The organism is Corynebacterium auriscanis (assembly GCF_030408435.1).
Lineage (GTDB): Bacteria > Actinomycetota > Actinomycetes > Mycobacteriales > Mycobacteriaceae > Corynebacterium > Corynebacterium auriscanis.
In genome coordinates this window covers 854625-878688 of the sequence record NZ_CP047046.1, presented here as the reverse complement: position 1 = coordinate 878688, position 24064 = coordinate 854625, and the positions used below count along the sequence as shown (strand labels likewise).

Below are 24064 nucleotides of genomic sequence, written 5' to 3'. Positions count from 1 at the left end.
GACTGGGAACTCCCCAGTTAGTTCTCGATTTCCTTTGTCTGGGCGATGGAATCGAGGATGTACTGTTTCACCACGGTGGCATCATTCGGCAAATCCTTCACATGACGTCCGCCGTTCATGATGTCTGCGAAACGCGCGGGTACCTGTGGTTCCTTTCCTGTGGCCTCCACGATCGTCTCGGAGAATTTCACGGGCAGCGCTGTCTCCAACACCACGATGGGAGTATCCACCTGGTCACGGACGGCACGCGCAGCGTTCACGCCATCGGCGGTGTGCGGATCGATAAACGTCTTCAACCGCGTGGCGGCGTCGGCAATACAAGCCACCCGATCGGCGTGCGTAGAGGAAGCAGAAAGGAAGCCATAACGCTCCGCGGCGGCTGCGAACACCGGATCTTGGGCCAAGCTAAAGCCACCCTGTTTAACCTGTACCCCGAACAGGTCGGCGGTGCGCTTGGCATCTCGGCCCAGCAGGTCGAAGATGAACCTTTCAAAGTTCGACGCCCGGCTGATATCCATCGAAGGACTTGATGTGGCGTGCGTTTGTGCCGCCGACCGGACCGTGTAATCACCCGTACGGAAGAACTCGTCCAGTACGTCGTTTTCATTGGTGGCGACGATCAGGCGATCAATGGGCAGCCCCATTTGGCGGGCGATGTGACCTGCACAGATGTCTCCGAAATTGCCAGTGGGTACGGAGAAGCTGACCTTCTGATCATTGGAGTCCGTCGCACGCAGCCAGCAGGCCACGTAGTACACGATCTGCGCCATGAGGCGCGCCCAGTTGATGGAGTTCACCGCTCCTATGCGATTGTCGCGCTTGAAATTGGCATCCGAGCTGACTTCCTTGACGATGTCTTGGCAGTCGTCGAAAACTCCATCGAGGGCGATGTTGAAGATATTCGGGTCATCCAGGCTGAACATCTGGGCTTGCTGAAATGGTGTCATGCGACCGGCAGGGGTGAGCATGAATACGCGGATGCCATCGCGACCGCGCATGGCGTACTCCGCGGAGCTTCCGGTATCACCACTGGTCGCACCTAAAATATTGAGGGTCTCCCCGCGGCGGGCCAGCTCGTATTCGAACAGCTCGCCCAGCAACTGCATAGCCATGTCTTTAAATGCGGCGGTAGGCCCTTCGGACAGGTGACCCAGCAGGATTCCGTCTTCTAGGGTAGTCAAGGGTACGATATCCGCGGAGGAGAACTTGTCCGTGGTGTACGCACGCGCGGCAATGGCCTCCAGATCTTGTGGGGGAATATCGTCGACGAAGAGTTTGAGAATCTCCGCTGCCAAGGCAGCGTAAGAGGTCCGCTCCGTGGTGTTCCCCGCCTGCAGTAATTCTCGCCATTGCGTGAGTGTTTCATCGGTCAATTGCGGGTATTCCGCTGGAAGGTACAAACCACCATCTGGCGCCAAACCTGACAATAGGATGTCGGTGAACGCTACCGGGGTTCTAGCTGCATCGCGCGTTGAAATGAAGTCCACGGTTGTTCATATTAATTGGTGCTTCATTTTCATAGGCCGTGACCCGCGGAAATGTTGCAATAACGCATTGTTAGGTGACCAATGTATTCTCCAATTGCATCCGGCGCACGCCCGCAAGGAACGGTGCGCCAGATTCGACCCACGCATTGCGAAGGCGTAGCCTTATTGCAGATCAAATTTACGACATTTTTATAACTACTTTGCTGTGGGGCGGGGCCAGCAGTCCCTCGCATTCCCACACGGAAGGTCCACGATGATCGAAGAGACCCCCGCAGTAGTTGCCCAAGACCTCTCCCTCATCGGTGATGAAGGCCGGGTATTTGGACCACTTAACTGCACCATCCCCGCAGGGGGACTGACCAATCTGACCGGCGCGGGCGGATCGGGGCGCACAGCACTGGCCCTCGTCCTCGCCGGTCGAATGAAGCCCACCGGCGGTGAACTCACCGTTGTAGGCGAAACAAAACGCGCACGCATCCAAAAGCGCGTTGCCGTGGCCGGAATCGAGCAGATCGATCTGCTCGAACGTTCCGTGACGGTTCGCGATGTACTCAATGAGAATCGCTCATGGGAGCGCCCATGGTGGCAATTCTTCCGTCGCGCCACCGAAGAAGACCTGCAGTACTACTGTCAGGACCTCTACGGCGAACGCGATCTACCGCCACTCGACAGCTACATCTCGCAGTTGCCCGCCCTGGACAAATTGCTACTCCGCGTAGCCCTCGCCCTCAAACCAGCACACGGCCACGAGATCGACATGCTTATCATGGACGACCTGGAGCAAGTTCACCGCTTCGCCGATCGCATTTTCCTACTACACAGGTTGGAAGACCTGTCCCAGCACATGACCGTCGTCGTCAACTCCGTCAATCCCATCGACGACTGCGTTCATCCCCGGGCCGTCATCGAACTCAACACAAATGCTGGCCACTTCACTCCCACGCACACCGGCCTCCCCTCCACTGATCACCACTCCCCCGACCATGACGCGAACGGTAGCAGCGTGGCGGCGTCGGAAAGAAAGGAATAATCCATGCTCGCGGGATTGAAACTGAATTCGGAATTCCTCCGTCTTAAACGCAACCGGCTCACGCGCGTCGCCGTGATTTTCCTATGCCTGATGCCGCTGCTGTACTCCGCGCTGTACCTCGCGGCTTTTTGGGACCCATTCAACAAGATCGACCAGGTGCCCGTGGCGCTCGTCAATAGCGACAAGGGCACAAAGGTCCAAGGCAAAGAACTCCGCGCCGGAGAGCAAGTGATGCAAGGACTGGAAGATAACGACCGGATCCACTGGATCGTCACCGATGCCGAGGACGCACACAAGGGCGTGGCCAACGGCAAGTACTATTTCTCCCTCGAACTGCCGGAGAACTTCAGCCAAGCAGTCGGTTCACCCACGAGTGCAAACCCGGAAAAAGCTCACCTCATCAGCACTTATAACGATGCTAACGGATACCTTTCCACGGTCATCGGCCAAAACGCCATGCGCGAAGTACTCAACGTAGTGAGTGACAAGATCAGCGCGCAGGCTGTGGACAAGGTTTTGTTGGGTGTCATGGATGCCGGCAGCGGCCTGGAACGCGCTGCCATTGGCGCAGGGCAGCTGGCCAACGGTGCCGGGCAACTCAAGGATGGTTCCCAGAAGCTCGACGGTGGTGCCGGCCAGCTGCAAGACGGTTTGGGCAAGGCGAAAGACGGATCCTCCAAGCTGCGAGACGGTAGCGTGCAACTGGAAGACGGCCTCAGCAAACTCTCCGACGGGTCACGGCAACTCACCGATGGCACCGGCCAACTGGCCTCTCGAGTGGGTGAGGCCAGCAAGCAGATCGACGCCCAAAAGGGCAACCTCGACAAGCTTTCACAGGCCACCGATACCCTCGGCGCGGATGTGAAGGTACTCGATGGGCACGCGCAAACCCTGCGTGCCGAGGCCTCCAAAGCATCGCAAAACCAAGCAGCGCAAGCTCGCAACCTGCGTAAACAGGCCAAGGATTTGCGTGCGCTGAACATCCCTGCGGCCACGCAAGCCGCGGTTCAACTGGACAATGTGGCCCGCGGTCTGGAAACCCAGGGTTTGGGACCGCAGTCGGTGGTTAAGAACAAGATCGATGAACTGGCGGATGGCAGCGCCAACGCGAACTACCAGCTCAATAATCCCAACGCCCCCGTGCGCAGTGGCGTCAATAAAATTGCCGGCCTGCCGGCGCAGTTCAGTCAGCTGAAAAACGGCGTGGACCAGATCAACGACGGTGCAATCAAGCTGCGCGACAACCTGGGCACTGCCCACGACGGTTCCGTGAAGCTGCGCGACGGCATCAAGGAACTCGATGACGGCAACGTGAAGCTACTGGACGGTGCTAATCGTTTGAAAGACGGAACCTCCCAGGCCGTCGATGGCACCAAGAAGCTAGACGATGGAGCCAACCAACTTCACGACAAACTCACCGAGGGCTCCAAACAGGTGCCCAAGTGGGATTCGGGCCGGCGGATGCAGGCTGCCTCCACGATCGGTGGCCCTGTAGAGCTCGATAGCTTCAACGACTCGGGGCAGCAAACCTTCGGTGGCGGTTTGGCACCATTCTTCTTCAGCTTGGCGCTGTACATCGGTGGCATCATTGTGTTCGTCACGCTACGCCCCCTACAGGCACGAACTGTGAACTCGGGCGTACACGCATGGCGAGCTGTCTTGGCCGGATACTTGCCAGCGTTCCTTATCGGTATGGGCCAAGCGCTGATCATGGTGGCGGTCACGGTTTGGGCAGTGGGCCTGAAGCCGGATAGCCTACTGGGTCTTTTCGGATTCGCGATGTTGGTTTCGGCCGTCTACATGGCAATCAACCAGATGTTCATCGCCATCTTCGGCTCCGGGCCAGGCAAGGTGCTGGCGCTAGCCTTCCTCATGCTGCAGATGGTCTCCTCCGGTGGCTTATACCCCGTGGAAACGCAGGACAAGTTCTACCAGTGGATCCACCCGTTCAACCCGATGACGTATGCGGTCAACGGCTTCCGGCAGATCACATATGGCTTCTATGATGAGCGGTTGATTACCGCCATTGTGCTGCTGATATTCATCGGCTTGGGTGCCCTGTTGCTCACTACGATTAGTGCGCGCAGGCAGCGCACGTGGACGATGAAGCGCCTGCATCCGCCTCTGCCGGCCTAATGTGCACGGTACCGGCCTGCGCACGGGAAGCAACTGCTATCGTGGTGAAAAGCAACATATTGAACAGTGTTTAACTAGCGAGAGGACGTGTTCGCTGTGACCACCACCCCAGAAATTCTTTCCATCGCGCGGGACAAAGTACTAGACCAGGGCATCGGGTTGAACTTCGATGAGACCCTCGAGGTTCTCAAGCTCGAAGACGAACACATCGATGAACTGCTGGCCCTTGCTCACGAAGTACGCCTAGCCTGGTGTGGCGAAGACGTGCAAGTCGAAGGCATCATCAGCCTCAAAACCGGCGGCTGCCCCGAAGACTGTCACTTCTGTGCTCAGTCTGGCCTGTTCGAATCCCCCGTCCGCAATGTGCAGCTGGATATCGCCCAGCTAATCGAGGCCGCGAAACAGACCCAGAAGACGGGGGCGACGGAATTCTGCATCGTCGCCGCCGTCAAGGGCCCCACCGAGGACCTCATGCAGCAGCTGGAAAAGGCGGTGGACGCGATTCAGCGCGAAGTTGATATCAATGTGGCAGCCTCTGTCGGCATCCTCACCCAAGAACAGGTCGACCGCTTGGCCGCAGCCGGCGTACACCGCTACAACCACAACTTGGAGACCTCCCGCAGCTACTTCCCCGAAGTGGTGACCACCCACACCTGGGAAGAGCGAATCAGCACACTGACCATGGTTCGCGATGCGGGCATGGAAGTGTGCTGTGGCGGCATCGTGGGGATGGGTGAATCGCTCGAGCAGCGCGCAGAGTTCGCCATGGATCTGCAGGAACTGGATCCCACGGAGGTCCCCCTCAATTTCTTCGATCCCCGCCCCGGCACCCCCTTCGCCAACATCGAACCCATGCCCGTCAACGACGCATTCCGCACCATCGGCGCGTTCCGTTTGGCACTGCCCAAAACCATCCTCCGCTTTGCCGGTGGTCGCGAGCTGACCTTGGGCGATTTCGGTGCAGAAAAAGGCATGCTCGGCGGCATCAACGCGGTCATCGTGGGCAACTACCTCACCACCCTGGGCCGCCCCGCAGAACAGGACATCGACATGTTGGGCAAGCTGCAGCTTCCCATCAAGGCGCTCAACGCTACTCTGTAGCTCATGGAATCTGCGCCCAACTCTCTTGCCCAGGCCGTACTCTTAGGCGAGCCACTGGCCTTTGACATGCACTCCGGCCAGCCTCTTTCATCCCTCGACGCCACGCTCTCCCCCCGCCGCGGTGCCCTGCCTGCACCCTCGCGGGGCGCGCTGGCGGGCTTGGAGCCCCCGCGTTACTGCGGATTGTGCGGTCGTCGCATGAAAGTCCAAGTAAGCCCCATGGGTTGGAGTGCGGAATGCTCACGGCATGGTGAGTTCACCGCAGACGATATCTACGCAGCCGCGCAGCGTGACCGGCAAAAGGCTCTTCTCGAAGATCCGCTGGAAGACCCGCAGGAGGACCATGCTGCCCCGGCCACCTCGATCTTCACAGTAATGGGGGCGCTGGCCGCCCAGCACAACGCCATCAATTTAGGGCAAGGGGCGCCCGATGAAGATGGGCCGGAAGAGATGCGTCGCATCGCCGCCGACGGCATCATCGGCGCAAACACGTGCAACCAATACGGCCCTGCCCGGGGCATGGCCAGCTTGCGGGAGGCCATCGCGGCTGACCGCGCGAAGCGCTACGGCCATCAGCTAGATCCGGAAACGGACATCGCAATCACGGTGGGCGCCACTGAAGCGCTGGCCTCCACCATCTTGGCTCTCACCTCCCCAGGCAATGAAGTCATCGTCCTCGAACCGGCATACGATTCCTACCCGGCGGCCATTGCCCTGGCCGGGGCGGAGATGCGCGCAGTTCCACTGCGAAAGGTGGAATCTAGCCGGGATTGGGAGCTGGACAGGGAGGCCGTTGCCCGCGCCGTCACCGAACGAACGCGGATGCTAATTCTGAACACCCCGCACAACCCCACCGGGTATGTGGCAAGTAGCAGTGACCTGCAGTTCATTGCGGATCTGGCGATCCAGCACGACCTCATCGTGCTTACTGATGAGGTCTACGAACGGCTCGTCTTCCCGGATCCAGATGCCTCGGATTCTCCCGACCAAGCCGCCTCACACATTCCTCTGGCAACTCTGCCTGGGATGCGGGAACGCACGGTGAGCGTGGCCAGTGCCGGCAAGCTATTTAACGTCACCGGCTGGAAAGTCGGCTGGGCGATGGGACCGGCCCACTTGATCGCACAATTAGAGGCGATCAAGCAATACCTCACGTTCACCGGCGCCACCCCGTTCCAACCTGCCATTACGTGGGCGCTCAACAACGCCGACGAGTGGTCGGATTCCTGGTGTGGCGCGCTGCGCGAACGCCGTGACGAGCTCGCACAGAACCTGCGCGGACTAGGCATGGACGTCTACCGCGCACAGGGCACATACTTCCTAGTCAGCGATATCGCACCCCTGATTCGTGCTGATAAAACGAATGGGCATCACAACGCGGAAACCTGGTGCAAGGCTCTGCCGGAACTGGCGGGAGTCGCCGCTATCCCCATCAGCGCTTTTACCCATACAGACGCCGGTCAGCGCGCCACGGAAACGCTGGTGCGCTGGACGTTCTGCAAAGCCCCGGATACCCTGCACGAGGCGATGACCCGACTGTGCGACTGGCTGGGAGCAAAGAATGAAAGCTAAATTTTGGGCAGCCTGGGGCTTGGTCCACGGGATCATTGCCGTGCTGGCCCTGCGGGGCAAGACCTCGGAAGATGTCACGTACTACTACAAGGGCCTGCACCCTTGGCAGTATCTACACCGGGACATTTTCTTCAAAGGGGGCCCAGCCGCGTTGCAGGAATACCCCGACGCCGGCACGTGGCCGTTGCGCATCGTCGATGTCCTCACTCCGGACGACCCGGCATTCTTCCGGGTGGCGTTCGTGGCGACGATGGCCCTAGTCTCTGGACTGTTCACCTACCTTATCCTGCAGTTATCCCAGCACCATCCCCGCCCGGAGGGGCGCGAGCACTGGCCCGCGATCTTCTGGCTGTTATTCACGTGCGCTGCCTATCCGGTGATTCTTACCCGCCTAGACCTCGTCCCTGGTGTGTTAGTGGCCGTGGCCGCCCTGTGGTGCGCCACGCGCCCGCGGGTGGCGGCATTCCTGCTGGGACTCGCCACCATGTCGAAACTCTGGCCAGGTGTGCTGGCCGCGACATTCGTGGGTCACTGGAAATCCCGCGGCACGTGGGTGCGCTTAATCTGGTTCGCGCTGTCCTTGGTGGCATTGGGCCTGGTCACGGTCGTGCTGTCCGGCCCCGCGCGACTGACCTCTCCCCTGTCCTACCAGGACGTACGTGGCCTGCAGATCGAATCCTTGGCCGCCACCCCATTCATCTTGGCCGCCGCGCTGCGCCCATCGACTTGGCAGATTGAGTACGCCGCCAGCAAGTCCTATGAGATCTCCGGCCCCGGTGTAGAAGTTGGCATAGCTATCGCCAACGCCCTGACCGTCATGGTCCTGCTTGTAGCCATCGGTTTCGCTGGCTGGCGGTTTCTTAAAGATGACTGGTCCGGCGCATATGTGTTGCGGCTCAGCGCCGTTCTCATCATGCTTCTCATCGTGGGCAACAAAGTGTTGTCCCCGCAATACCTCATCTGGCTGGGTCCCTTGGTCGCGGTGTTGCTAGCGACCCATTACACGCGGGCGGTATGGCGCGTTTCGGTACTGCTTTTGGTAGCGACGTTCCTTACCCTGCTGGTCTACCCCGCTACCTACACGCAGCTCACTGAAGGCCCCTCCCTGCTTGCTGCGCTGATCTTGGTGGCCCGCAATGTTGTGCTGCTGGGCGTGGCCGGAGCCGTCGGTTGGCTATTTTTTACCGACGCCTCACGCTCCCCCACTACAACGCCAGCACCCTAAACCTGCTCGAAAACTCTTGGCCTTTGCTCGGATTATTTTAAGATAAGGGGCATGCCACCACCACTACCCACATCACGTCGAAAGTTCACTGTGCTGCTCACAGTGCTGCTGGTTGTACTGTTCACGGCAGCAGTGGTTCTTTCCACCGCCCTCCGGCAGCCCGATATGCAGGCCAGCACTGGGTCGACCACCACGGAAAGCGAAAAAGACCAGTCCACGACTAAGGAAAAACACCACAAGCAGGACAAAAGCGAAAGCGACCGGGACAACGCTAAGAAAGATCACAAGAACCGGACCCGCTCCGCACAGGCCACCAATAATGCTGGTGATGCTCCCCATGGGGCCGGTGCTTTTAGCATGACCGGGCCTGCTGCTATTCATGGTGCGACGTACGACGTGATGCCGTACCAGCTTCCTCTCAATCCCGCCGGTCCCCAAGCCACAATGGTGCGCTGGGTCGATGGCTTGGGCGTGTCCCCGCAACGCGCTCGGCAAGGAACCGTCTACGTCCTGGGGCACGCGTGGGGTTCCGCACCCCTAGTATTCAACCCCATCAGTGAAACCGTCACAGCGGCCGTGAACCTGAACAAGCCACCACGGATGATCAATGGCACGGACAATAAACCGGTAAAACGGTACGCCACGGGAACACTGAATGGCTCGCGCATCACCATGCGGGATAACAGCGGACATGCCCGCACGTGGCGGGTGACGAACAGTTGGCTGGCCGATAAGAACGAGGCAATCGTGGATCCCGATGTGATGGCGCAGCATCGACCGGGGCGGATCATCCTCATCGCATGCGCGGTCTCGGGTGCACAGGACTTGGGTTATAACGTGATTGTTGAGGGCACGCTGGCCTGATCACAGAGCCGACTCTTAGCGCAGGGCATTGCGAATCTTCGCCGCAGTCAGCGCGCAGGAAGCATCCCGGTCGTGATCCACGGGATAGCTCCGGCAGACATCCGAACCGTGGGCGAGAACCATGAGCGTGGCAGCCGATAGCTCCTCGGCAAACGCTTCCTCATCTTCTTCCGTCGCCACCACGGTCACCGCGGGGCACGGTGAGATGTGCGGGTGACCGTGCATCGGGCACGCCCCCGCTGCGGCGAGGCGAACAACCGCATGGGCGGCAATACCCACGGCGTTGCGGGCCTCCACCAACTGCGCCACGCGCCGACGAAACTCCAGCATGCTGGGCATGGTCACGTGGTGCTCGCGCCACTTGGCCGTGGCATGCGCGCGATCCAGCGCGCACCCCAAGGCATCGGCGTAGTCGCGGAGCACACACGCCAGTTGAGTGGCGCAGCCGGCGGTCTCGAGGGCGTCGTTAAGAACTTTGAGCCCTTCCCAGTGCTGTTCCAAATAAGCCGCACGGGCGTGCAGTGGCAGGCTCGCCGTGCGCATACGTTCCCACACCGGAGAGCGCTGTAGCGCAGCCGCGACCATGTCCGTGGTCGATTCGACCATCGGTTGGACATCGCGGTAATCCGTGACGGTGTGGGGAACGTGCATGCGGGTTAGCATATCCTAACCCTGGCTCGTGGCGCTAGTCCGCGAACTCCAGCCCCACGTCCTCGCCCCAGAAGACCCGGTCCACCACGCGACGAGACTTACGGGTTTTCTTGAGGTAATCGTCCAGGAACTCCTGGGCTTGCTCCGGCGCCCAATGAGCGGCGGCCGCCACGTGCCGAAGGCCCTCACTGGGACCGGGTAGCTGGTCCTTGCGCTTACCACGTACTAAGACGATCGCATTGCGCGCGTTGGTGGCACAGATCCACGCTTCGCGCAAGGTGAGCGCATCGGCCTCACTGATGAATTCCATGGCCGCCAATTCGCGGAGGGATTCCAATGTGGAGGTGTTGTGCAACAGACGGGATTTGTATCCGTGTTCCATTTGTAGCAACTGCACGGTCCACTCCACATCGGTCAACGCACCCCGGCCCAGCTTCGTGTGCGTATTGCGGTCCGCACCGCGCGGTAAACGCTCGGAATCCACGCGAGCTTTCATCCGACGAACTTCCGCCACCGTCTGACGATCCGCGCCGCCGTCGGGATAGCGAAACTCATCGATCATGCGCAGGAATTTAATGCCCAAGTCCTTATCGCCCGCAATCCACGTGGCCCGCAACAAGGCCTGCATTTCCCATACCTCGCCCCATTCGGAGTAATAGCGCCGATAGGATTCCATCGTGCGAACGACCGCGCCTTGTTTTCCCTCTGGTCGCAAGTCAATATCTACTTCCAGCGGAGGATCTTGGGAAGGTTTGCCCAGCCGGGCCCGCACCGACTCGCATATCATGGTCGCCCACTTCACGGCTTCGTTGGCCTCCACACCGTCTTCTGGCTCGGTCACAAACATCACATCGGCATCGGAGCCGTATCCCAGTTCTGCACCACCCAACCGGCCCATTCCAATGACGGCAATTCTCGCCGGCGGGTTCTGCGCGTGTTCATCGGCCCACCAGCGGATTTCAGCAGCCAACGAGGCCTCCAGCACCGCGTCCCATACCAGAGACAGCGAGCGGCACACCTGCTCCACGTCCATGAATCCCAGCAAGTCGGCGCTGGCCACACGTGCCAGCTCCGCGCGCCGCAAGCTGCGGGCGATACCAATAGCACGATCGGGATCTCGCTGCCGGGCGACCGCAGCCACCAACGAATTGGTCACAACCTCGGGTTCCTGCGCCAAGAATTTTGGCCCGCTAGCACCATCGGACAGCAGCTTGATGGAATCGAGAGAGTTCAACAACAATTCCGCCGCATAAGGCGAGGTCCCCAAGATGTACATCAGTCGTTTGCCCACGATGTTCTCATCGCGCAGCAAGCGCAGGAACCAACTGCGGTCCTCCGCCTTCTCACTGAGTTTGCGGTAGTTCAATAAGCCCGAATCGGGATCAACGGTGCCCCCGAGCCATTCCAGCAGAGTGGGCAAAATAATCGCCTGCAACTTGTGCTTTCGGGTACTGCCACTGGCCAAGGCCGTGAGGTGCTCAAACGCGCGGTCTGGGTACGCATAACCCAAAAATGCCAGCTGACGTTTGGCCGCATCCGGGCTAAGGCGCACCGCATCGGCGCTCATCGCCACCACGGAGGACAACAGCGGGCGGTAGAACAGCTTCGCATGTAATTGCTGAATCTGCTTGGAGGTGCGCTTGACCTCTGCCTGGAGTACCCCCACTGCATTATCTGTCGCGTCTGCCCGAAACCCGGCAGCCCTAGCGAGCCACCGCAGCGGCTTCACATCATCTTCCGCCGGCAGCGTGTGCGTACGCTTGAGGCGCTGCAACTGTAAGCGGTGCTCCAGCAACCGCATGAACTCGTAATTCTCTATGAGGTTGGCCCCATCTTCACGACCAATATAACCGGCTTGGATCAAGGCATGTAGCGCCCGCACGGTAGAACGCACGCGCAGAGATTCATCGGTGCGGCCGTGGACTAATTGCAGCAGCTGAACCGCAAACTCCACGTCGCGCAGCCCCCCGGGTCCCAGTTTTAATTCCCGGTTGCGAATTTCTTCTGGCACATTGTCGATGACTCGCCGGCGCATCGCCTGCACATCGGGTACAAAGTCTTCCCGCTCAGACGAAGCCCACACCTTCGGAGCGATCCCCTCAATGTACTTCTGCCCCAGTTCCAAGTCGCCAGTCATGGGTCGAGCCTTCAGCAAGGCTTGGAACTCCCACGTTTTCGCCCATCGGTCGTAGTACGTGAGGTGCGAATCCAGCGTACGGACCAACGCTCCCTGTTTTCCCTCGGGGCGCAAAGCGGCATCCACCTCAAAAAACACGCGCGTGCCGATGTTGACGAACTCTCCCGCCCAGCGCGTTGCCCGGGCATCGGCGGGTTCCGCTACAAACACCACGTCTACGTCGGAAATATAATTCAGCTCCTGTGCCCCGCACTTACCCATCGCGATAACAGCCAGATCCGCGGGTGGCTGGGCATCCTTGTCATCGGGCCCACCGTAGACTGAGCTACACGCTACAGCCAGTGCCGCGGTCAATGCTGCATCGGCCGCATCCGCCAGCGCTCTCCCCAAGCGCTCGAACGGAAGTTTCTCCTCATCCGAACCCCGCGTGGTGCGCAGCACAAACGTCCCCGCACAATCTATGGCTGCCACCCGCGCCAACAAACTGCGGTAGGCCTGCCGCATGGCCTTATCGGCCTCAGCCCCTTGCAGCCCGGAGCGGTATACCCTCTTTCTTTTCGACGCCCCGCTGTCCACCGGCACGGCTTCCACCGAACGCAACATAATCTCCATCATGTCGTCACCCGAAGGCATCTCGAGGGCCAGCTCAGGCCATGTCGTTGGGTGGGCCACGATGTGGTCACCCAACATAGTGGATGCGCCGAACAGTCCCAGCAGTCGGCTGCGAAAAACCTGGTCCCCCTCCAGAGCGGTCATGAGGGAGGCCGTGGTGGCGTCGGTAATAGAATGCGCCTGCGGCATCTGCGCCACACCCCCGCCGGTACAGGCCGGTGGGTGCCACGAGAGGTCCGCACCTTCTTCCTCGGCCTCGTTGAGCGCGTGGACCAACCGGATCACGTTGTTCAACGCCAAGTCCGGATCGCCCGCAGTGGCTAGGCCCCACAGCAGCGGTGTTTTGTCTGGGTGGTCCCATCCGAGTTCCGCCAAGTCCTCGGCGGCGCGGGGATGGTTCAAGCCCAATTGACGCGCGGAGGGAACGTCAGAGCGTGAGGTTTTAGGGCGGTGCATTGCTGGGGTCAACTCCTCTAACGGACCAAACGTGGGTGGGGGTTAAAAGGGCAGATTGTGCTCTAGCTCCCATGGGGTGATTTGGGATTGGTACTCGTGCCATTCGCGCCACTTATTGCGCAGGAAGAATTCGAAAACGTGCTCGCCAAGAGCATCGGCCACCAATTCCGAACGCTCCATTTCACGGAGTGCCTGGTTGAGGTCACTGGGCAGATCGGCGTACCCGGCGGCGATGCGCTCGCGGCGCGTCATGTGCGAGACGTCCTCTTCCGCAGGGTTGGGGAGCTCGTAACCCTCCTTGATCCCCTTAAGCCCCGCGGCCAGCAACACTGTGTACACCAAATACGGGTTGCACGCGCTATCTGGGCTGCGGATTTCCACCCGACGAGAGGCCGCCTTGTTCTGCGTATACATCGGCAGGCGGATGAGCGCCGAGCGGTTGGATGCACCCCACGCTGCAGCGCGCGGGGCCTCGTCGCCCGAGGTGATGCGCTTATAGCTGTTGACCCACTGGTTAGTTACCGCGCTGAGCTCCGAAGCGTGATGCAAAATGCCCGCGATAAAAGATTTGGCGGTGGTGGACAGGCGCAATTCATCATCGGGATCGTGGAACGCGTTTTCTTCGCCCTCGAATAGGGACATGTGCGTGTGCATAGCGGACCCGGCGTACTCGGCGAAGGGCTTGGGCATGAAAGTTGCCCGCACTCCGTTGCGACGCGCAACCTGCTTGATGAGGTACCGGAAGGTCATCACGTTATCGGCCATGGACAGAGCATCGGCATACCGCAGGTCAATCTCCTGCTGGCCGGGCGCGGTTTCGTGGTGGGAGAATTCCACGGAGATCCCCATGCGCTCCAAGGTGCTCATGGCCTGCGAGCGGAACCCCGGTGCTTCCTGAGACACGGCTTGATCGAAGTATCCGCCCATGTCCGCGGGCACGGGGTGTTCGGTGGTTGAGTTCTGCTTCAACAGGAAAAACTCGATTTCTGGGTGAACGTAGCAGGTAAAGCCCTGGTCGGCGGCCTTCTTCATTTGGCGCCGCAGCACCTGGCGGGGGTCGGCCCACGACGGTTGCCCATCTGGCATGACGATGTCGCAGAACATGCGGGCGGACAACTGCCCCTCCGGCGAGTCCGGAAACGGCATGATTTGGAAGGTGGATGGGTCGGGGCGAGCGATGTTATCCGATTCGGCGATGCGAGAGAATCCCTCGATCGCTGACCCGTCGAACCCGATTCCCTCTTCAAACGCCCCCTCAAGCTCCGCCGGAACCACCGCCACAGACTTGAGGTAGCCCTGAATGTCTGTGAACCACAATCGAACGAAACGAATGTCGCGTTCTTCCAGCGTGCTGAGGACATATTCCTGTTGGCGATTCATGCAGCCCATTGTAGGGCACTGATCGGACATCGCCGGTGGCTATGGCACAATCTGCAAGCATGGCTAACCTTGAACGTTCTAACGGTTACTTGGTCCCCACCAAGCAACTGCGTATTTCCGACTTCAACCGTTACAAGGCCGAGGGCAAGAAATTCGCCATGCTGACGGCCTATGACTACTCCACCACCGTTTCTTTTGTCGACGCCGGCATCGAGCTCTTACTCGTTGGTGACTCGGCCGCCAATGTGGTTTATGGGTACGGGGCTACACAGAGTGTCAGCATGGACGAGATGTGCTACCTCGCAGCAGCAGTCGTGCGAGGTTCTGGTAATGCATTTGTGGTTGCCGACCTGCCATTCGGAACGTACGAGGCCTCGGACGAACAAGCAGTAAAGAGCGCGGCCGAGATGATGCACCGCTCAGGTGCCCATGCTGTGAAACTCGAAGGTGGCGTACGCATGGCCAGCCGTATTGAAGCCATTACGCAAGCGGGCATTCCGGTGTGCGCGCACATCGGTTTCACCCCACAGTCAGTCAACCAACTGAGTGGTTTCAAGGTACAAGGCCGCGGCGCTGGCGCCCAAGCTCTGATGGAAGACATGAAGGCCGTCGTCAAAGCCGGCGCCGACATGGTGGTCATGGAAATGGTGCCCGCGGATGTCGCCAAGGACATCACTGACGAGTGCCCAATTCCCACCATCGGTATCGGCGCTGGCCCATACTGCGATGGCCAGGTCCTCGTGTGGCATGACCTAGCTGCACTGCCGGCCAATGGGCACCGCCCGAAATTCGCGAAACAGTGGGCGCAGGTGGGCCAGGACCTCACCCACGCAGCGAGCGAATACAAGCGCGAAGTGGCCGAGGGGACGTTCCCGGCCGAGGAACACTGCTTCTAAGGTTGGCTACTAGTCGTCCTCTTCGTCGTAAGCATCCTGCGCAGCGGTGTTCTTGCGCGCGGTTTCCAGAGCAGCGGCGGCTTCCGCCTGGGTGTCGTAGGGGCCCATACGGTTGGACCAAGAATCATTCTTGCCTTGGAGGACTTCACCGGTTTTTGTATCGTAGTACCATTTTTCAGTCATGGTTCCCGTTGATACCACAACACGGGCGGGCACGTCGGCGCGGCCGATCTAATCGGCCGGCCATGTGAACAGGATTTCCCGGCTGTCCACGTCCGCGGTCACCAGCGTGACCCTGACCGTTTCGGCTTCGTCCGGAGCTCCATCAGCGCCGTGACCACGGCAAGGCGCGATCACCGGAGGGTTTTCCACGAAAACCGTGGAGGTCGCCGACCGATCGCTGTTGTCTTGCGCAGACGAAGCATGCAACACCACTGCGGTGAAATCCTGTCCGATCCATGGGTGCAACACCACGGCCTCCGTGAGCTTGAGGCAGGCCTTATCCACCTGGGATGCCAATGCCCCGCTGGACTTCATCGTCTCTAGCACCTCCGGAATGCGTGAACGCACCCAGTCGGGCACTTCCCTGCCCTCCGCGATAGCCAAGCACACTTCGGTTGCAAAGCGATCCACCAACCGGCGTAGCGGCGCAGTCACGTGTGCGTAGTGCCCACCAATTCCCGAGTGGATCGCGGCTTCCTCGTTCTCGCCACTACCGAGCGCCTGGTAACCCGCACCACGGAGCAAGCTTTGGGCGTCGCGCATTAAAGCCATTCCCCGTGGCGTAGAAGCGTCCACTTCCGCCAACAACTCCCCTACGGAGCGATCCCCGCGTTCGTATCCTAAAGCTGCCGCCGCGGTATCGAACTTCGCCAGAGACTTCTCGTCGGCTGGGGGCAGTGTTCTTAGAATTCCCACACCAGCTTCCACCATCATGCGTCCCGCACACATACCCGCCATTAGGGAAAGCTCGGCGTTGTAATCATTCATCGACTGACGCGGGTCAATACTCAGGTGGAATGCACCTGCTTCTGTGTCTTCAGCGTTCTCCACCGAGATGCTGGGCACCCGCAGGTTGATCGCTTGGCGGCGCAGATCGGAGCCCTGCCGGGACCGTCCCACATCCGGTAACAGGGCGATCGAGGGGTGCAGCTTCCCGGCGCGCAAATCCTCTTCCACCCCGTTGTAATCGAACCGGGCCACGGAACGCACCAGGCATCGCCGCACGGTGAAGTTTTCAACCTCGCCCTCCGCGGTCACCAGCATGTCCCATACCACTGCAGGACGGTCTTGGTTCGGTAGCAACGATGCACTGTTTTCCGATAATTCTTCCGGATGCAGGCGGACCGGCCCATCGGGAACGTAGATGGTTTGACCACGCCGCAGGGATTCGGCTTCCACCACCCCGCCTGGTTCGACGAATGCAGCCACGTCCGCGATGGCATAGCGTACCCGCCACGCTGCGGTTTCCGCTGCTACCCCTTCCGCAGGCTCGATGTGTACCGCCTGGTCCAAGTCCATGGATCCGGCTGGATCAATGGTCACAAAGGGCACGTCACGCATATCCTGCCGTCCCTCCGGCAATCGATCGCCGGCAACAGCAGCAGCCTGGCGGACCTCCTCGGGGAAGCCATCCGGCAAGGAGAACTCACGGCGAATATCACTGAAGTTGAGTGCGGCGGCAAAAAGTTTCATGCTCACCACAATGGCACACTCAGCGCCGGCGTGGAGGCGCGCCCAGCTGGTCTTAAAAAAACACGTTGGAGGTCGAGACAGCCTATGAGCCGGATTCTGTCTATCCACCCCCTCCCCGAGGGGAAGACGTGGACGAGGCGATCATCCATCTGTGCCGACCATCGCTGGTGGCCTCAAGCGGTCTACCTATTCATCACACGGGCGGGCCGCCCTCGAACTCGCTCGCACTATCAACCCGAAGACTGCAGTGCAAACACTTGACCTTGCTCCCGGTGGGGTTTACCAAGCCACCCCAGTCACCTGAGGTGCTGGTGCGCTCTTACCGCACCTTTTCACCCTTACCCGCACGCCCGAAGGCGCCAGGCGGTTTGTTTTCTGTGGCACTAGCCCGCGGGTCACCCCGGGTTGCCGTTAGCAACCACCGCGCCCTATGGAGTCCGGACTTTCCTCCGCGCCTGGCCTTTCCGCACTAAACGGCTGGTTCCACGCGCCGCGATCACCCGGCTGTCTCGACAGAAGTTAACCCTACCCCACCAAATAGTGCGTATCGTTGACTGCCCGCACCAATGTTGCTGCGCCGCCATAGAATTCGGCGATGGACAAACTGGCCAGATCAAGGTGCACGGTCCGGTAGACCTCACCCCCGGCATTCATGGCGTAACGCAGCACGGATTTAATGGGCGTGACGTGGCTGACCAGCAGGACGTTCTTCCCTGCGTACTCCTCGGTCAGCTCGTCGATCAGCTCACTCACCCGGCGGTACACCTGCTCCGGGCTTTCCCCTCCGTGGGGTGCCTTGGTGCAATCGGCGAAACACTCCGCTTGTTCTTCCGGGTGGTCGTCTCTCACTTCGCTAAACCGGCGCCCCTCCCAATGTCCGAAGTCCATTTCAATCAAACGCTCATCGACTTCCACAGCTTCCTCATCCATGCCTAAGGCCGATGCCGCGGTCAACGCCGTCTGCTTAGCGCGCTGCAGCGGCGAACTCACGATAGCGGCAATGCCACCGCGGCTGGCGAGGAACCGCGCAGCCTGCTCTACCTGCCACTGCCCCATGTCTGTCAACTCCGGATCAGAAAGTCCGGAATACTGTCCATCCACACTCATCTGGGTCTGCCCGTGGCGTAGCAGCAAAAAGCGGGCTGGACGACGACCTCCGTGCCAACTGGAGGTGGGCGCCGGACTGGAGGTGGGCTCAGCGCTAGGGGAAGATTTGTCCGTCATATCTTCGAACCACTCTCCACCTTCGCCGTCATCCATCGCGCGATTGGCCAATTCATCAGCGCGTTTATTCTGCGCCCGCGGAACCCACGTGTAATTCACCGCCGCAAAGTCGGCACCCAGCTGCTGTGCTTTGGCAGCCAGAGGCTTCAAATCGGGGTGCTTGACCTTCCAGCGCCCACTCATCTGCTCGACGATCAACTTGGAATCCATAAACACATCGAGTTCCACGTCACCGGGTTTCACCCCTTTTCTCGACGCCACCTCGGTCGCCAACGCCAAGCCATTGAGCAGGCCATGATACTCCGCGAAGTTGTTTGTTGCCTTGGCGAAGTATTCCCACCGCGCCGCAAGTTCTTGCTTGTCCCCGCGAACCGCACTGGCGGCATCCACGATAGAACTCCCCGCCCCCGCAACCCCGGGATTTCCGCGTGATCCGCCGTCACATTCCAAACGTAATCGCATGGTGAAGGTACCCCTTTCGTGAACGAAATAACTATTGGGAAAGACTACCGCGCCGGGTTAGGAAGTTTTCTCCGTGGGCTGAACCAAAAACACATTGCACTCGGGGCAGCGCAGTAAATGATCAAGACCCGTCGTGCGGAATTCCTTCATGCTCATGGGGTCCAGCTCCATGAAGCACCCTTGGCAGGTCACCCCCTTGAGTTCAGCCACGCCCACACCGTGTTCTTCCAACTGGCTCTCATAAGCTGCCAAGACCTGGGGTGCCAAGTCGCTTTTGGCCCGCGCGATCCTGGCACGCACGGCGTCTAAGTCGGCCTTAACCGCATTTTCCGCTCGTTGCAGCTCTTCGCGTGCCTGTGCGATATCGGGGCCGGCTTCTACGTTGTCCTCATGGCTGAAACACTCCGCCACGCGCTCCACGCGCCCCAATTGATTCTCCAAGGCATCAAGGCGCACCCTAGTGCTGCGCAGGTCATGCTTAAGGTCTTTCCGCTTTTCTCGGTCGGTCTCCGCACTCAAGGCATCCGTATTCGCCTTCGCCCGCGCGCGCAGCTTCGCTATGTCTTGCCGCAGCCGGTGCTCGCTAGCACGGTGTTCTCGATGGTTCGCCCGAGTGCGCACCTCGCGTTCCCGCTGTTCACGCAGCTCTGCTTCCAGCTCGTCCACCCGGTGGCGCTCAGGCAGCGAGTCCAATCGCGCCTCCAAGATAGATTCCTTCTCCGAATCTCGGGCCAGAATCAGCAGCGCTTCTCGGTCTTTAGCTGTGCACTTCATCCCGGATTCCTCTCATTCCAGCTTCCTCCCACATGCACTGTCCATGGATCAGTGCGGATATCGATGACAGTAGTGGTGACGTTCGTTTCCCTCTCTACAACGTCGGCAGCCTGCTCACACCACGGAAACTCCGATGCCCAGTGTGCAGTATCAATTACCGGGCAGCCACCCATCCGCAAATGCTCATCCACAGGGTGATGGCGCAGGTCGCTCGTCACGAAGCAATCCACGTCCATTCCCGCAACCTGGGTGAGGAAGCTATCCCCCGCTCCACTTGCCACGGCCACGGTGCGGATCATCGTGCCCGGGTCGCCAGCTGCGCGCACACCCCACCTGGTCTGCGGCAGGCGCTCGGCCACCCGCACGGTGAATTCGTGCAAAGTCATAGGAGTATCCAATTCGCCTACACGGCCAATACCCTGATCCGCTGGGCCAGTGTGGGAATCTACAACGTCATAGGCTACCTCTTCATATGGGTGTGCATCGAGCAACGCCCGCCGCACCTTTTCCCGAATCCGCCGGGGTGCTACGAACTCCACACGCAATTCCTCCACGGTCTCCAACCCGCCCCCGGCGCGGCCGATATGTGGATTGGCGCTATCTGTCGGAGCGAACTGCCCGGTGACCGGATACTCAAAACACGCCTTCTCGTACTCGCCCACATTGCCAGCCCCTGCTGCAAAAACGGCGGCTTTGACCGTGGGGGCGTCGGTAATAGGTACCGTGAAACCCCACTTATCCAGTGACTCTTCGATGGGGCGCAGCGGACGGCCGGGGTGCACGCCCAGCAGCTCGGCCAGTTTGTCATTCACACCCGGGCGGGCGGAATCCGCATTGGTGTGCGCGGCAAACAGTGCGATCCCGTTGGTGAGCAGCTGGTGAATCACGCGCCCTTTGGGGGTGTTGGCTGCCACGGAATTCACCCCGCGCAGCAGCAATGGGTGGTGGACAACCAGCATCTGCGCGCCGCTGTCGATCGCGCGCTGGGCAACCGCATCAGTACAATCCAACGCGAACGCCACACGATCAACCGCTGCCTCCGGATCCCCGCAGATCAGGCCGACCCGGTCCCAATCCTCGGCCAAGTGCGGCGGGTATGCCTGGTCCATGGCCGAAACCACGTCGGCAACGGTGGTGTTGCCTGGATTCTTCTGCGGGGTCATCTGGTGGATAGTCCTTTCCCATAGCTTGTTCCACCCCCACCCTAGCGAGAACACAGACACCGCGACGGCCCCGTCATGCACACTTGACAGCGTGAAGGATCCAAAAGTTCTGCTTATTGACGTCGACGGTACACTCACCGATTCCTACCCCGGTATCCGCGCCAGTTTTCTGCACGCCCTCGCGGACAACGGCATTCCGGCTCCAAACGAGGACTTCACTCGCCGCATTCCCGGTCCGCCGATGGTGGAGACTATGCGGTCGCTAGGGTTAGAGGGCTCTTTACTCGACGCCACGTTGGATTCGTATCTCGTACACCAACGGACCGTCGGGTGGAAACAGGCCGCAGAGTTTCCCGGCATGAAGAAACTGCTGGCACAGTGGAAAGCTGCTGGTTGCGTTTTGAGTACGGCAACCAGCAAGTCGGAATCCTCGGCGGTTCGCCTACTGCAACACTTTGGAATGCTCGAGTATTTCGATGTGATCGCCACCGCCAGCGATGATGGCTCGCGCCGGGCGAAGGCCGAGGTCGTTGAGTTTGCGCTGCGGGAACTACAGAAGCTCAGCCGCGAGCAGGGATGGGCGATGCCCGCCCCGCAGCAGTTACTCATGGTGGGCGATCGCATTCACGATATCGAGGGGGCACGTCACTACGGTATCCCCGTTGCCCTCGTGGAGTGGGGATACGGCAGCGATGAGGAGCGCGCGCAGGCCGATTTCGTGGTGGCCACGCCTGAGCAATTGGCGGACCTGGCGCGCTAGGTAGTGTTTTAAATATGAAGATTTCTGTTGTGTGTACGGGAAATATATGCCGATCCCCCATGGGCGAAGTCATGTTGCGCTCCGCCCTAGAGCAAGCAGGTCTAGCCGATGCCGTGGATTTGAACTCATGCGGACTGGGCGGTTGGCACGTCGGTGACGGTGCCGACCGGCGCGCTGTGGCACAGCTCAAGCAGGATGGTTATGATGGCACTGCCCATGTGGCCGCGCAATTCGGTCCGGAACACGCGGATGCCGACATGTTCCTGGCGATGGATCATGGGCACGTCAGCGGACTGATCGATAACGGTGTGGATCCGCACAAGATCTATCTATTCCGCGCATTCGATCCGGCCAGCCATACCGGGGAGATCGATGACCACAATGCCCCAGAAGTAGATGACCCATATTATGGCCCCGAGAGCGGGTTTGCCACCACTGCCTTTGAAATCAACAACGCGTTGCCTGGCATCACCAATTTCGTTCGCAAGCAGGTGGAAGTTGGCGCCTAGAAGCGCTCGCCACCATTGTTTTTACTACGCCCGCCAAAGCCCGACCTATCTCCGAGGTGCGTGCGCTGGCGGCCATATCGATCGACCAATTGGTTTGGCTCGGCGGTTTCCGGTGCAACCGCGGCTGCCCGATCCTTTTCTTCCAATTTACGTTCGCGCCATTCGTTGCGAATCGCCCAAGCCAACCCGATGGGCGCAAGGATGCCAAACGCGATCCACTGAATGCCGTAAGACAGGTGCGGGCCATTATCCAACTGCGGTAGCGGAATGGGCCGAGGCTTGTTGTCCCCGCTACCTGTTGCCTCATTCCCTGTTGCCTCATTCATGGCATTCAAGCTTTCAGCATCCAATTGCACGTAATCGTGGGCTAGTTCGATTCCTTGCGCCTTGCCGATGGTGCTCGTGTTGATCACCTGAGTTTGTGGTACACCGTCAGCATTTACCACATCAGAGGTACTGCCTTCACCCAGTCGAACGAAGCCGGTGACAGTACGTTGCCCCGTCGGCGGCGCTGGAATATCGACGGCTTTCACGCCCTCGGCTGGGGGGATCCACCCGCGGTTCACTAAGACCGTCAGCCCGTCTGTGGTCTTAAACGGAGTGAGCAGCTGGAAAGCGGGATTGGAATCCACAGGCCGATTGTGGAGCAACACCTCCTTGGCGGGTTCGAACTGCCCCTGGAGGGATACGTGTGTCCACTCCTTGTCAGTGCCCACGGGGCCTTCGTCGGGTAGTACTTCTCCGGCGGGAACTGGATCGTGCTCTAAGGCCGCCTGCAGTCGATGATTAGTTTCGCTCTTACGCTCACCCTTCCCCAATTGCCACGGCGCAAGGAATGAAAACGCGAAATAGGTGAACATCAACACCAGAATCGCAATGGCAATCCAACTAGGAGTGAGAAACACTTTCCACCCTGCCCGCTGGGTGCTTTTACCATCTGTCGCTGCCACTTGGTTCACCTGTTCCACTCTATGCGCACCTGCAATACCGCGTTCAGACGAAAACGAACCCCACCGGCCACATTGTGTACCGATGGGGTTTCTTCATCATTGTGCGCCCTGACGGGTTCGAACCGCCGACCTGCTGGGTGTAAACCAGCTGCTCTTCCAGCTGAGCTAAAGGCGCGAAGCAGGTATTACCCTAACACGATACCTACACACTTAACCAAACCGCTGGTCAGAAACGCTTTTTCGAGGCCTTCCTCAACGCTACTGCTTTTTGTAACCGCGGTTAACAAGACATGCGCCTTGCCAGTTTCCAAAACGATCAGATTTGGTCTGAACCATGCCAGCCAACTGCGCGGATTCGGCTACGTCTGCGGGCTCGAGCGCACCACTTTTACCTGGCGCGGGTGTGAGCAACCAGATACGACCGTCATCACTGAGGTTGCGTGTTGCATCCACGAGCCCATCCACAAGGTCACCGTCGTCCGCGCGCCACCACAGCAGCACAACGTCCACCACCTCATCGGTGTCGAAATCCAGCAGCGCCTCCCCCAAAGCGTCTTCAACTCCCTCACTGATGGACGAGTCGCAATCCTCATCCCATCCGAGTTCCTGAACGACATCATCGGACGAAATACTCAACACAGCCGCCCAGTCGTGGCCTGCCTGACCTTGGTCCATGGCATCCGCCTTGTCGACGGCTGATCCAGGGGCGTTACCCACAGTGGTTTATTACCTTTCCTTCGTTGCACTACTTTTTGTTCTTTTGGTTACCGACGCCACCACGTTCATCGAACACGGCCACGCCCATGGCAACCACTTCCATTGAAATTAACACAATCGGGGACATTTGCACCGGGAATGTTCCAGCATGCCCAAAATCGGCGTGATCCCAACTGATCTGGTTATACCTCTATATCCACCCAAGACACGTCTCGGTTTTTAGTTGTAAGTTCGGAAGGTGTGTACTGCGGGCACCGGGCCAC

20 protein-coding genes, 1 tRNA gene, 1 other RNA gene and 1 pseudogene are annotated in these 24064 nt (G+C 59.8%); 10 read left to right on the top strand and 13 right to left on the bottom strand.

Going from position 1 to position 24064, the window contains the following annotated elements:
* Nucleotides 1-17: 17 nt before the first annotated feature.
* Entirely contained in the window at nucleotides 18-1487 is a 1470-nt protein-coding gene (gene thrC, locus CAURIC_RS03675; RefSeq protein ID WP_035113331.1) for a threonine synthase, read from the bottom strand.
* A gap of 253 nt (nucleotides 1488-1740) precedes the next feature.
* Between thrC and CAURIC_RS03670 the strand changes: the two genes are divergently transcribed.
* From CAURIC_RS03670 to CAURIC_RS03645, 7 genes and pseudogenes are all read left to right on the top strand, one after another.
* Complete coding sequence (locus CAURIC_RS03670) at nucleotides 1741-2517, top strand: ATP-binding cassette domain-containing protein (protein WP_265914462.1); 777 nt, start codon at nucleotides 1741-1743, stop codon at nucleotides 2515-2517.
* A gap of 3 nt (nucleotides 2518-2520) precedes the next feature.
* Complete coding sequence (locus CAURIC_RS03665; RefSeq protein WP_290183351.1) at nucleotides 2521-4653, top strand: YhgE/Pip domain-containing protein; 2133 nt, start codon at nucleotides 2521-2523, stop codon at nucleotides 4651-4653.
* Between the two features lie 96 nt (nucleotides 4654-4749).
* Nucleotides 4750-5754: a biotin synthase BioB gene (gene bioB, locus CAURIC_RS03660; protein ID WP_035113470.1), complete on the top strand. Its 1005-nt coding sequence runs from the start codon at nucleotides 4750-4752 to the stop codon at nucleotides 5752-5754.
* Between the two features lie 3 nt (nucleotides 5755-5757).
* Nucleotides 5758-6015: pseudogene (gene bsaP / locus CAURIC_RS11115) on the top strand (biotin synthase auxiliary protein BsaP); the annotation flags it as partial.
* Between the two features lie 114 nt (nucleotides 6016-6129).
* Nucleotides 6130-7326 carry an aminotransferase class I/II-fold pyridoxal phosphate-dependent enzyme gene (locus tag CAURIC_RS03655; protein ID WP_052094894.1) on the top strand — a complete coding sequence of 399 codons (1197 nt, stop codon included), beginning with the start codon at nucleotides 6130-6132 and terminating at the stop codon, nucleotides 7324-7326.
* Nucleotides 7316-8551, top strand: coding sequence for a glycosyltransferase 87 family protein (locus CAURIC_RS03650; protein WP_052094835.1), 1236 nt, complete (start codon nucleotides 7316-7318; stop codon nucleotides 8549-8551). The genes CAURIC_RS03655 and CAURIC_RS03650 overlap by 11 nt, the downstream gene beginning before the upstream one ends.
* Nucleotides 8552-8602: 51 nt before the next feature.
* The gene (locus CAURIC_RS03645; RefSeq protein WP_035113330.1) at nucleotides 8603-9415 is read left to right on the top strand and encodes a sortase family protein; all 813 of its coding nucleotides are present in this window, start codon (nucleotides 8603-8605) and stop codon (nucleotides 9413-9415) included.
* 15 nt (nucleotides 9416-9430) lie between these two features.
* Here CAURIC_RS03645 and CAURIC_RS03640 read toward each other — a convergent pair whose 3' ends face one another.
* From CAURIC_RS03640 to CAURIC_RS03630, 3 genes are read right to left on the bottom strand one after another with little or no spacing between them, the layout of a single operon-like run.
* A complete protein-coding gene (locus CAURIC_RS03640) occupies nucleotides 9431-10066 on the bottom strand; it encodes a hypothetical protein (RefSeq protein ID WP_052094832.1) in 636 nt (211 codons plus the stop codon).
* A gap of 34 nt (nucleotides 10067-10100) precedes the next feature.
* Nucleotides 10101-13271, bottom strand: coding sequence for a bifunctional [glutamine synthetase] adenylyltransferase/[glutamine synthetase]-adenylyl-L-tyrosine phosphorylase (locus CAURIC_RS03635; protein WP_035113328.1), 3171 nt, complete (start codon nucleotides 13269-13271; stop codon nucleotides 10101-10103).
* Between the two features lie 42 nt (nucleotides 13272-13313).
* Nucleotides 13314-14651: a glutamine synthetase family protein gene (locus CAURIC_RS03630; RefSeq protein WP_070434163.1), complete on the bottom strand. Its 1338-nt coding sequence runs from the start codon at nucleotides 14649-14651 to the stop codon at nucleotides 13314-13316.
* A gap of 59 nt (nucleotides 14652-14710) precedes the next feature.
* Here CAURIC_RS03630 and panB point away from each other — a divergent pair, with 59 nt between their 5' ends.
* Nucleotides 14711-15547, top strand: coding sequence for a 3-methyl-2-oxobutanoate hydroxymethyltransferase (gene panB, locus CAURIC_RS03625; RefSeq protein WP_035113327.1), 837 nt, complete (start codon nucleotides 14711-14713; stop codon nucleotides 15545-15547).
* Between the two features lie 9 nt (nucleotides 15548-15556).
* On the opposite strand, the gene CAURIC_RS03620 is transcribed toward panB, so the two are convergent.
* From CAURIC_RS03620 to CAURIC_RS03595, 6 genes are all read right to left on the bottom strand, one after another.
* A complete protein-coding gene (locus CAURIC_RS03620; protein ID WP_156963363.1) occupies nucleotides 15557-15730 on the bottom strand; it encodes an SPOR domain-containing protein in 174 nt (57 codons plus the stop codon).
* Nucleotides 15731-15778: 48 nt separating this feature from the next.
* A complete protein-coding gene (locus CAURIC_RS03615; protein WP_265914446.1) occupies nucleotides 15779-17242 on the bottom strand; it encodes an RNB domain-containing ribonuclease in 1464 nt (487 codons plus the stop codon).
* Nucleotides 17243-17311: 69 nt separating this feature from the next.
* Nucleotides 17312-17754, bottom strand: an RNA gene (gene rnpB / locus CAURIC_RS03610) — RNase P RNA component class A.
* Between the two features lie 13 nt (nucleotides 17755-17767).
* A complete protein-coding gene (locus CAURIC_RS03605; RefSeq protein WP_035113326.1) occupies nucleotides 17768-18928 on the bottom strand; it encodes a bifunctional RNase H/acid phosphatase in 1161 nt (386 codons plus the stop codon).
* Between the two features lie 57 nt (nucleotides 18929-18985).
* A complete protein-coding gene (locus tag CAURIC_RS03600; protein WP_035113325.1) occupies nucleotides 18986-19702 on the bottom strand; it encodes a zinc ribbon domain-containing protein in 717 nt (238 codons plus the stop codon).
* Nucleotides 19699-20865 carry a Nif3-like dinuclear metal center hexameric protein gene (locus CAURIC_RS03595; protein ID WP_290183345.1) on the bottom strand — a complete coding sequence of 389 codons (1167 nt, stop codon included), beginning with the start codon at nucleotides 20863-20865 and terminating at the stop codon, nucleotides 19699-19701. Before CAURIC_RS03595 ends, CAURIC_RS03600 begins: the two co-directional genes overlap by 4 nt.
* Nucleotides 20866-20956: 91 nt before the next feature.
* Between CAURIC_RS03595 and CAURIC_RS03590 the strand changes: the two genes are divergently transcribed.
* A complete protein-coding gene (locus CAURIC_RS03590) occupies nucleotides 20957-21625 on the top strand; it encodes an HAD hydrolase-like protein (RefSeq protein ID WP_290183343.1) in 669 nt (222 codons plus the stop codon).
* A 14-nt stretch (nucleotides 21626-21639) separates the two neighbouring features.
* The gene (locus tag CAURIC_RS03585; protein ID WP_265914436.1) at nucleotides 21640-22134 is read left to right on the top strand and encodes a low molecular weight protein-tyrosine-phosphatase; all 495 of its coding nucleotides are present in this window, start codon (nucleotides 21640-21642) and stop codon (nucleotides 22132-22134) included.
* Here CAURIC_RS03585 and CAURIC_RS03580 read toward each other — a convergent pair.
* The 3 genes from CAURIC_RS03580 to CAURIC_RS03570 form a co-directional block, all read right to left on the bottom strand.
* Complete coding sequence (locus CAURIC_RS03580; RefSeq protein ID WP_035113467.1) at nucleotides 22131-23084, bottom strand: SURF1 family cytochrome oxidase biogenesis protein; 954 nt, start codon at nucleotides 23082-23084, stop codon at nucleotides 22131-22133. The two genes, CAURIC_RS03585 and CAURIC_RS03580, sit on opposite strands and share 4 nt — an antisense overlap.
* Nucleotides 23085-23186: 102 nt before the next feature.
* Nucleotides 23187-23259, bottom strand: a tRNA-Val gene (locus CAURIC_RS03575).
* An 83-nt stretch (nucleotides 23260-23342) separates the two neighbouring features.
* Nucleotides 23343-23759, bottom strand: a complete 417-nt coding sequence (locus CAURIC_RS03570) for a DUF3052 domain-containing protein (RefSeq protein WP_070434179.1) — start codon at nucleotides 23757-23759, stop codon at nucleotides 23343-23345.
* Between the last annotated feature and the right edge of the window lie 305 nt (nucleotides 23760-24064).

Coding starts and splice junctions, on each gene's coding strand:
- CAURIC_RS03670 (WP_265914462.1), top strand. CDS start 1,741: ATGATCGAAGAGACCCCCGCAGTAGTTGCCCAAGACCTCTCCCTCATC.
- panB (WP_035113327.1), top strand. CDS start 14,711: ATGGCTAACCTTGAACGTTCTAACGGTTACTTGGTCCCCACCAAGCAA.
- CAURIC_RS03650 (WP_052094835.1), top strand. CDS start 7,316: ATGAAAGCTAAATTTTGGGCAGCCTGGGGCTTGGTCCACGGGATCATT.
- CAURIC_RS03585 (WP_265914436.1), top strand. CDS start 21,640: ATGAAGATTTCTGTTGTGTGTACGGGAAATATATGCCGATCCCCCATG.
- CAURIC_RS03665 (WP_290183351.1), top strand. CDS start 2,521: ATGCTCGCGGGATTGAAACTGAATTCGGAATTCCTCCGTCTTAAACGC.
- CAURIC_RS03570 (WP_070434179.1), bottom strand. CDS start 23,759: ATGGACCAAGGTCAGGCAGGCCACGACTGGGCGGCTGTGTTGAGTATT.
- CAURIC_RS03615 (WP_265914446.1), bottom strand. CDS start 17,242: ATGAAACTTTTTGCCGCCGCACTCAACTTCAGTGATATTCGCCGTGAG.
- CAURIC_RS03645 (WP_035113330.1), top strand. CDS start 8,603: ATGCCACCACCACTACCCACATCACGTCGAAAGTTCACTGTGCTGCTC.
- CAURIC_RS03640 (WP_052094832.1), bottom strand. CDS start 10,066: ATGCACGTTCCCCACACCGTCACGGATTACCGCGATGTCCAACCGATG.
- CAURIC_RS03605 (WP_035113326.1), bottom strand. CDS start 18,928: ATGCGATTACGTTTGGAATGTGACGGCGGATCACGCGGAAATCCCGGG.
- CAURIC_RS03595 (WP_290183345.1), bottom strand. CDS start 20,865: ATGACCCCGCAGAAGAATCCAGGCAACACCACCGTTGCCGACGTGGTT.
- CAURIC_RS03635 (WP_035113328.1), bottom strand. CDS start 13,271: ATGCACCGCCCTAAAACCTCACGCTCTGACGTTCCCTCCGCGCGTCAA.
- CAURIC_RS03620 (WP_156963363.1), bottom strand. CDS start 15,730: ATGACTGAAAAATGGTACTACGATACAAAAACCGGTGAAGTCCTCCAA.
- CAURIC_RS03630 (WP_070434163.1), bottom strand. CDS start 14,651: ATGAATCGCCAACAGGAATATGTCCTCAGCACGCTGGAAGAACGCGAC.
- CAURIC_RS03655 (WP_052094894.1), top strand. CDS start 6,130: ATGGGGGCGCTGGCCGCCCAGCACAACGCCATCAATTTAGGGCAAGGG.
- CAURIC_RS03600 (WP_035113325.1), bottom strand. CDS start 19,702: ATGAAGTGCACAGCTAAAGACCGAGAAGCGCTGCTGATTCTGGCCCGA.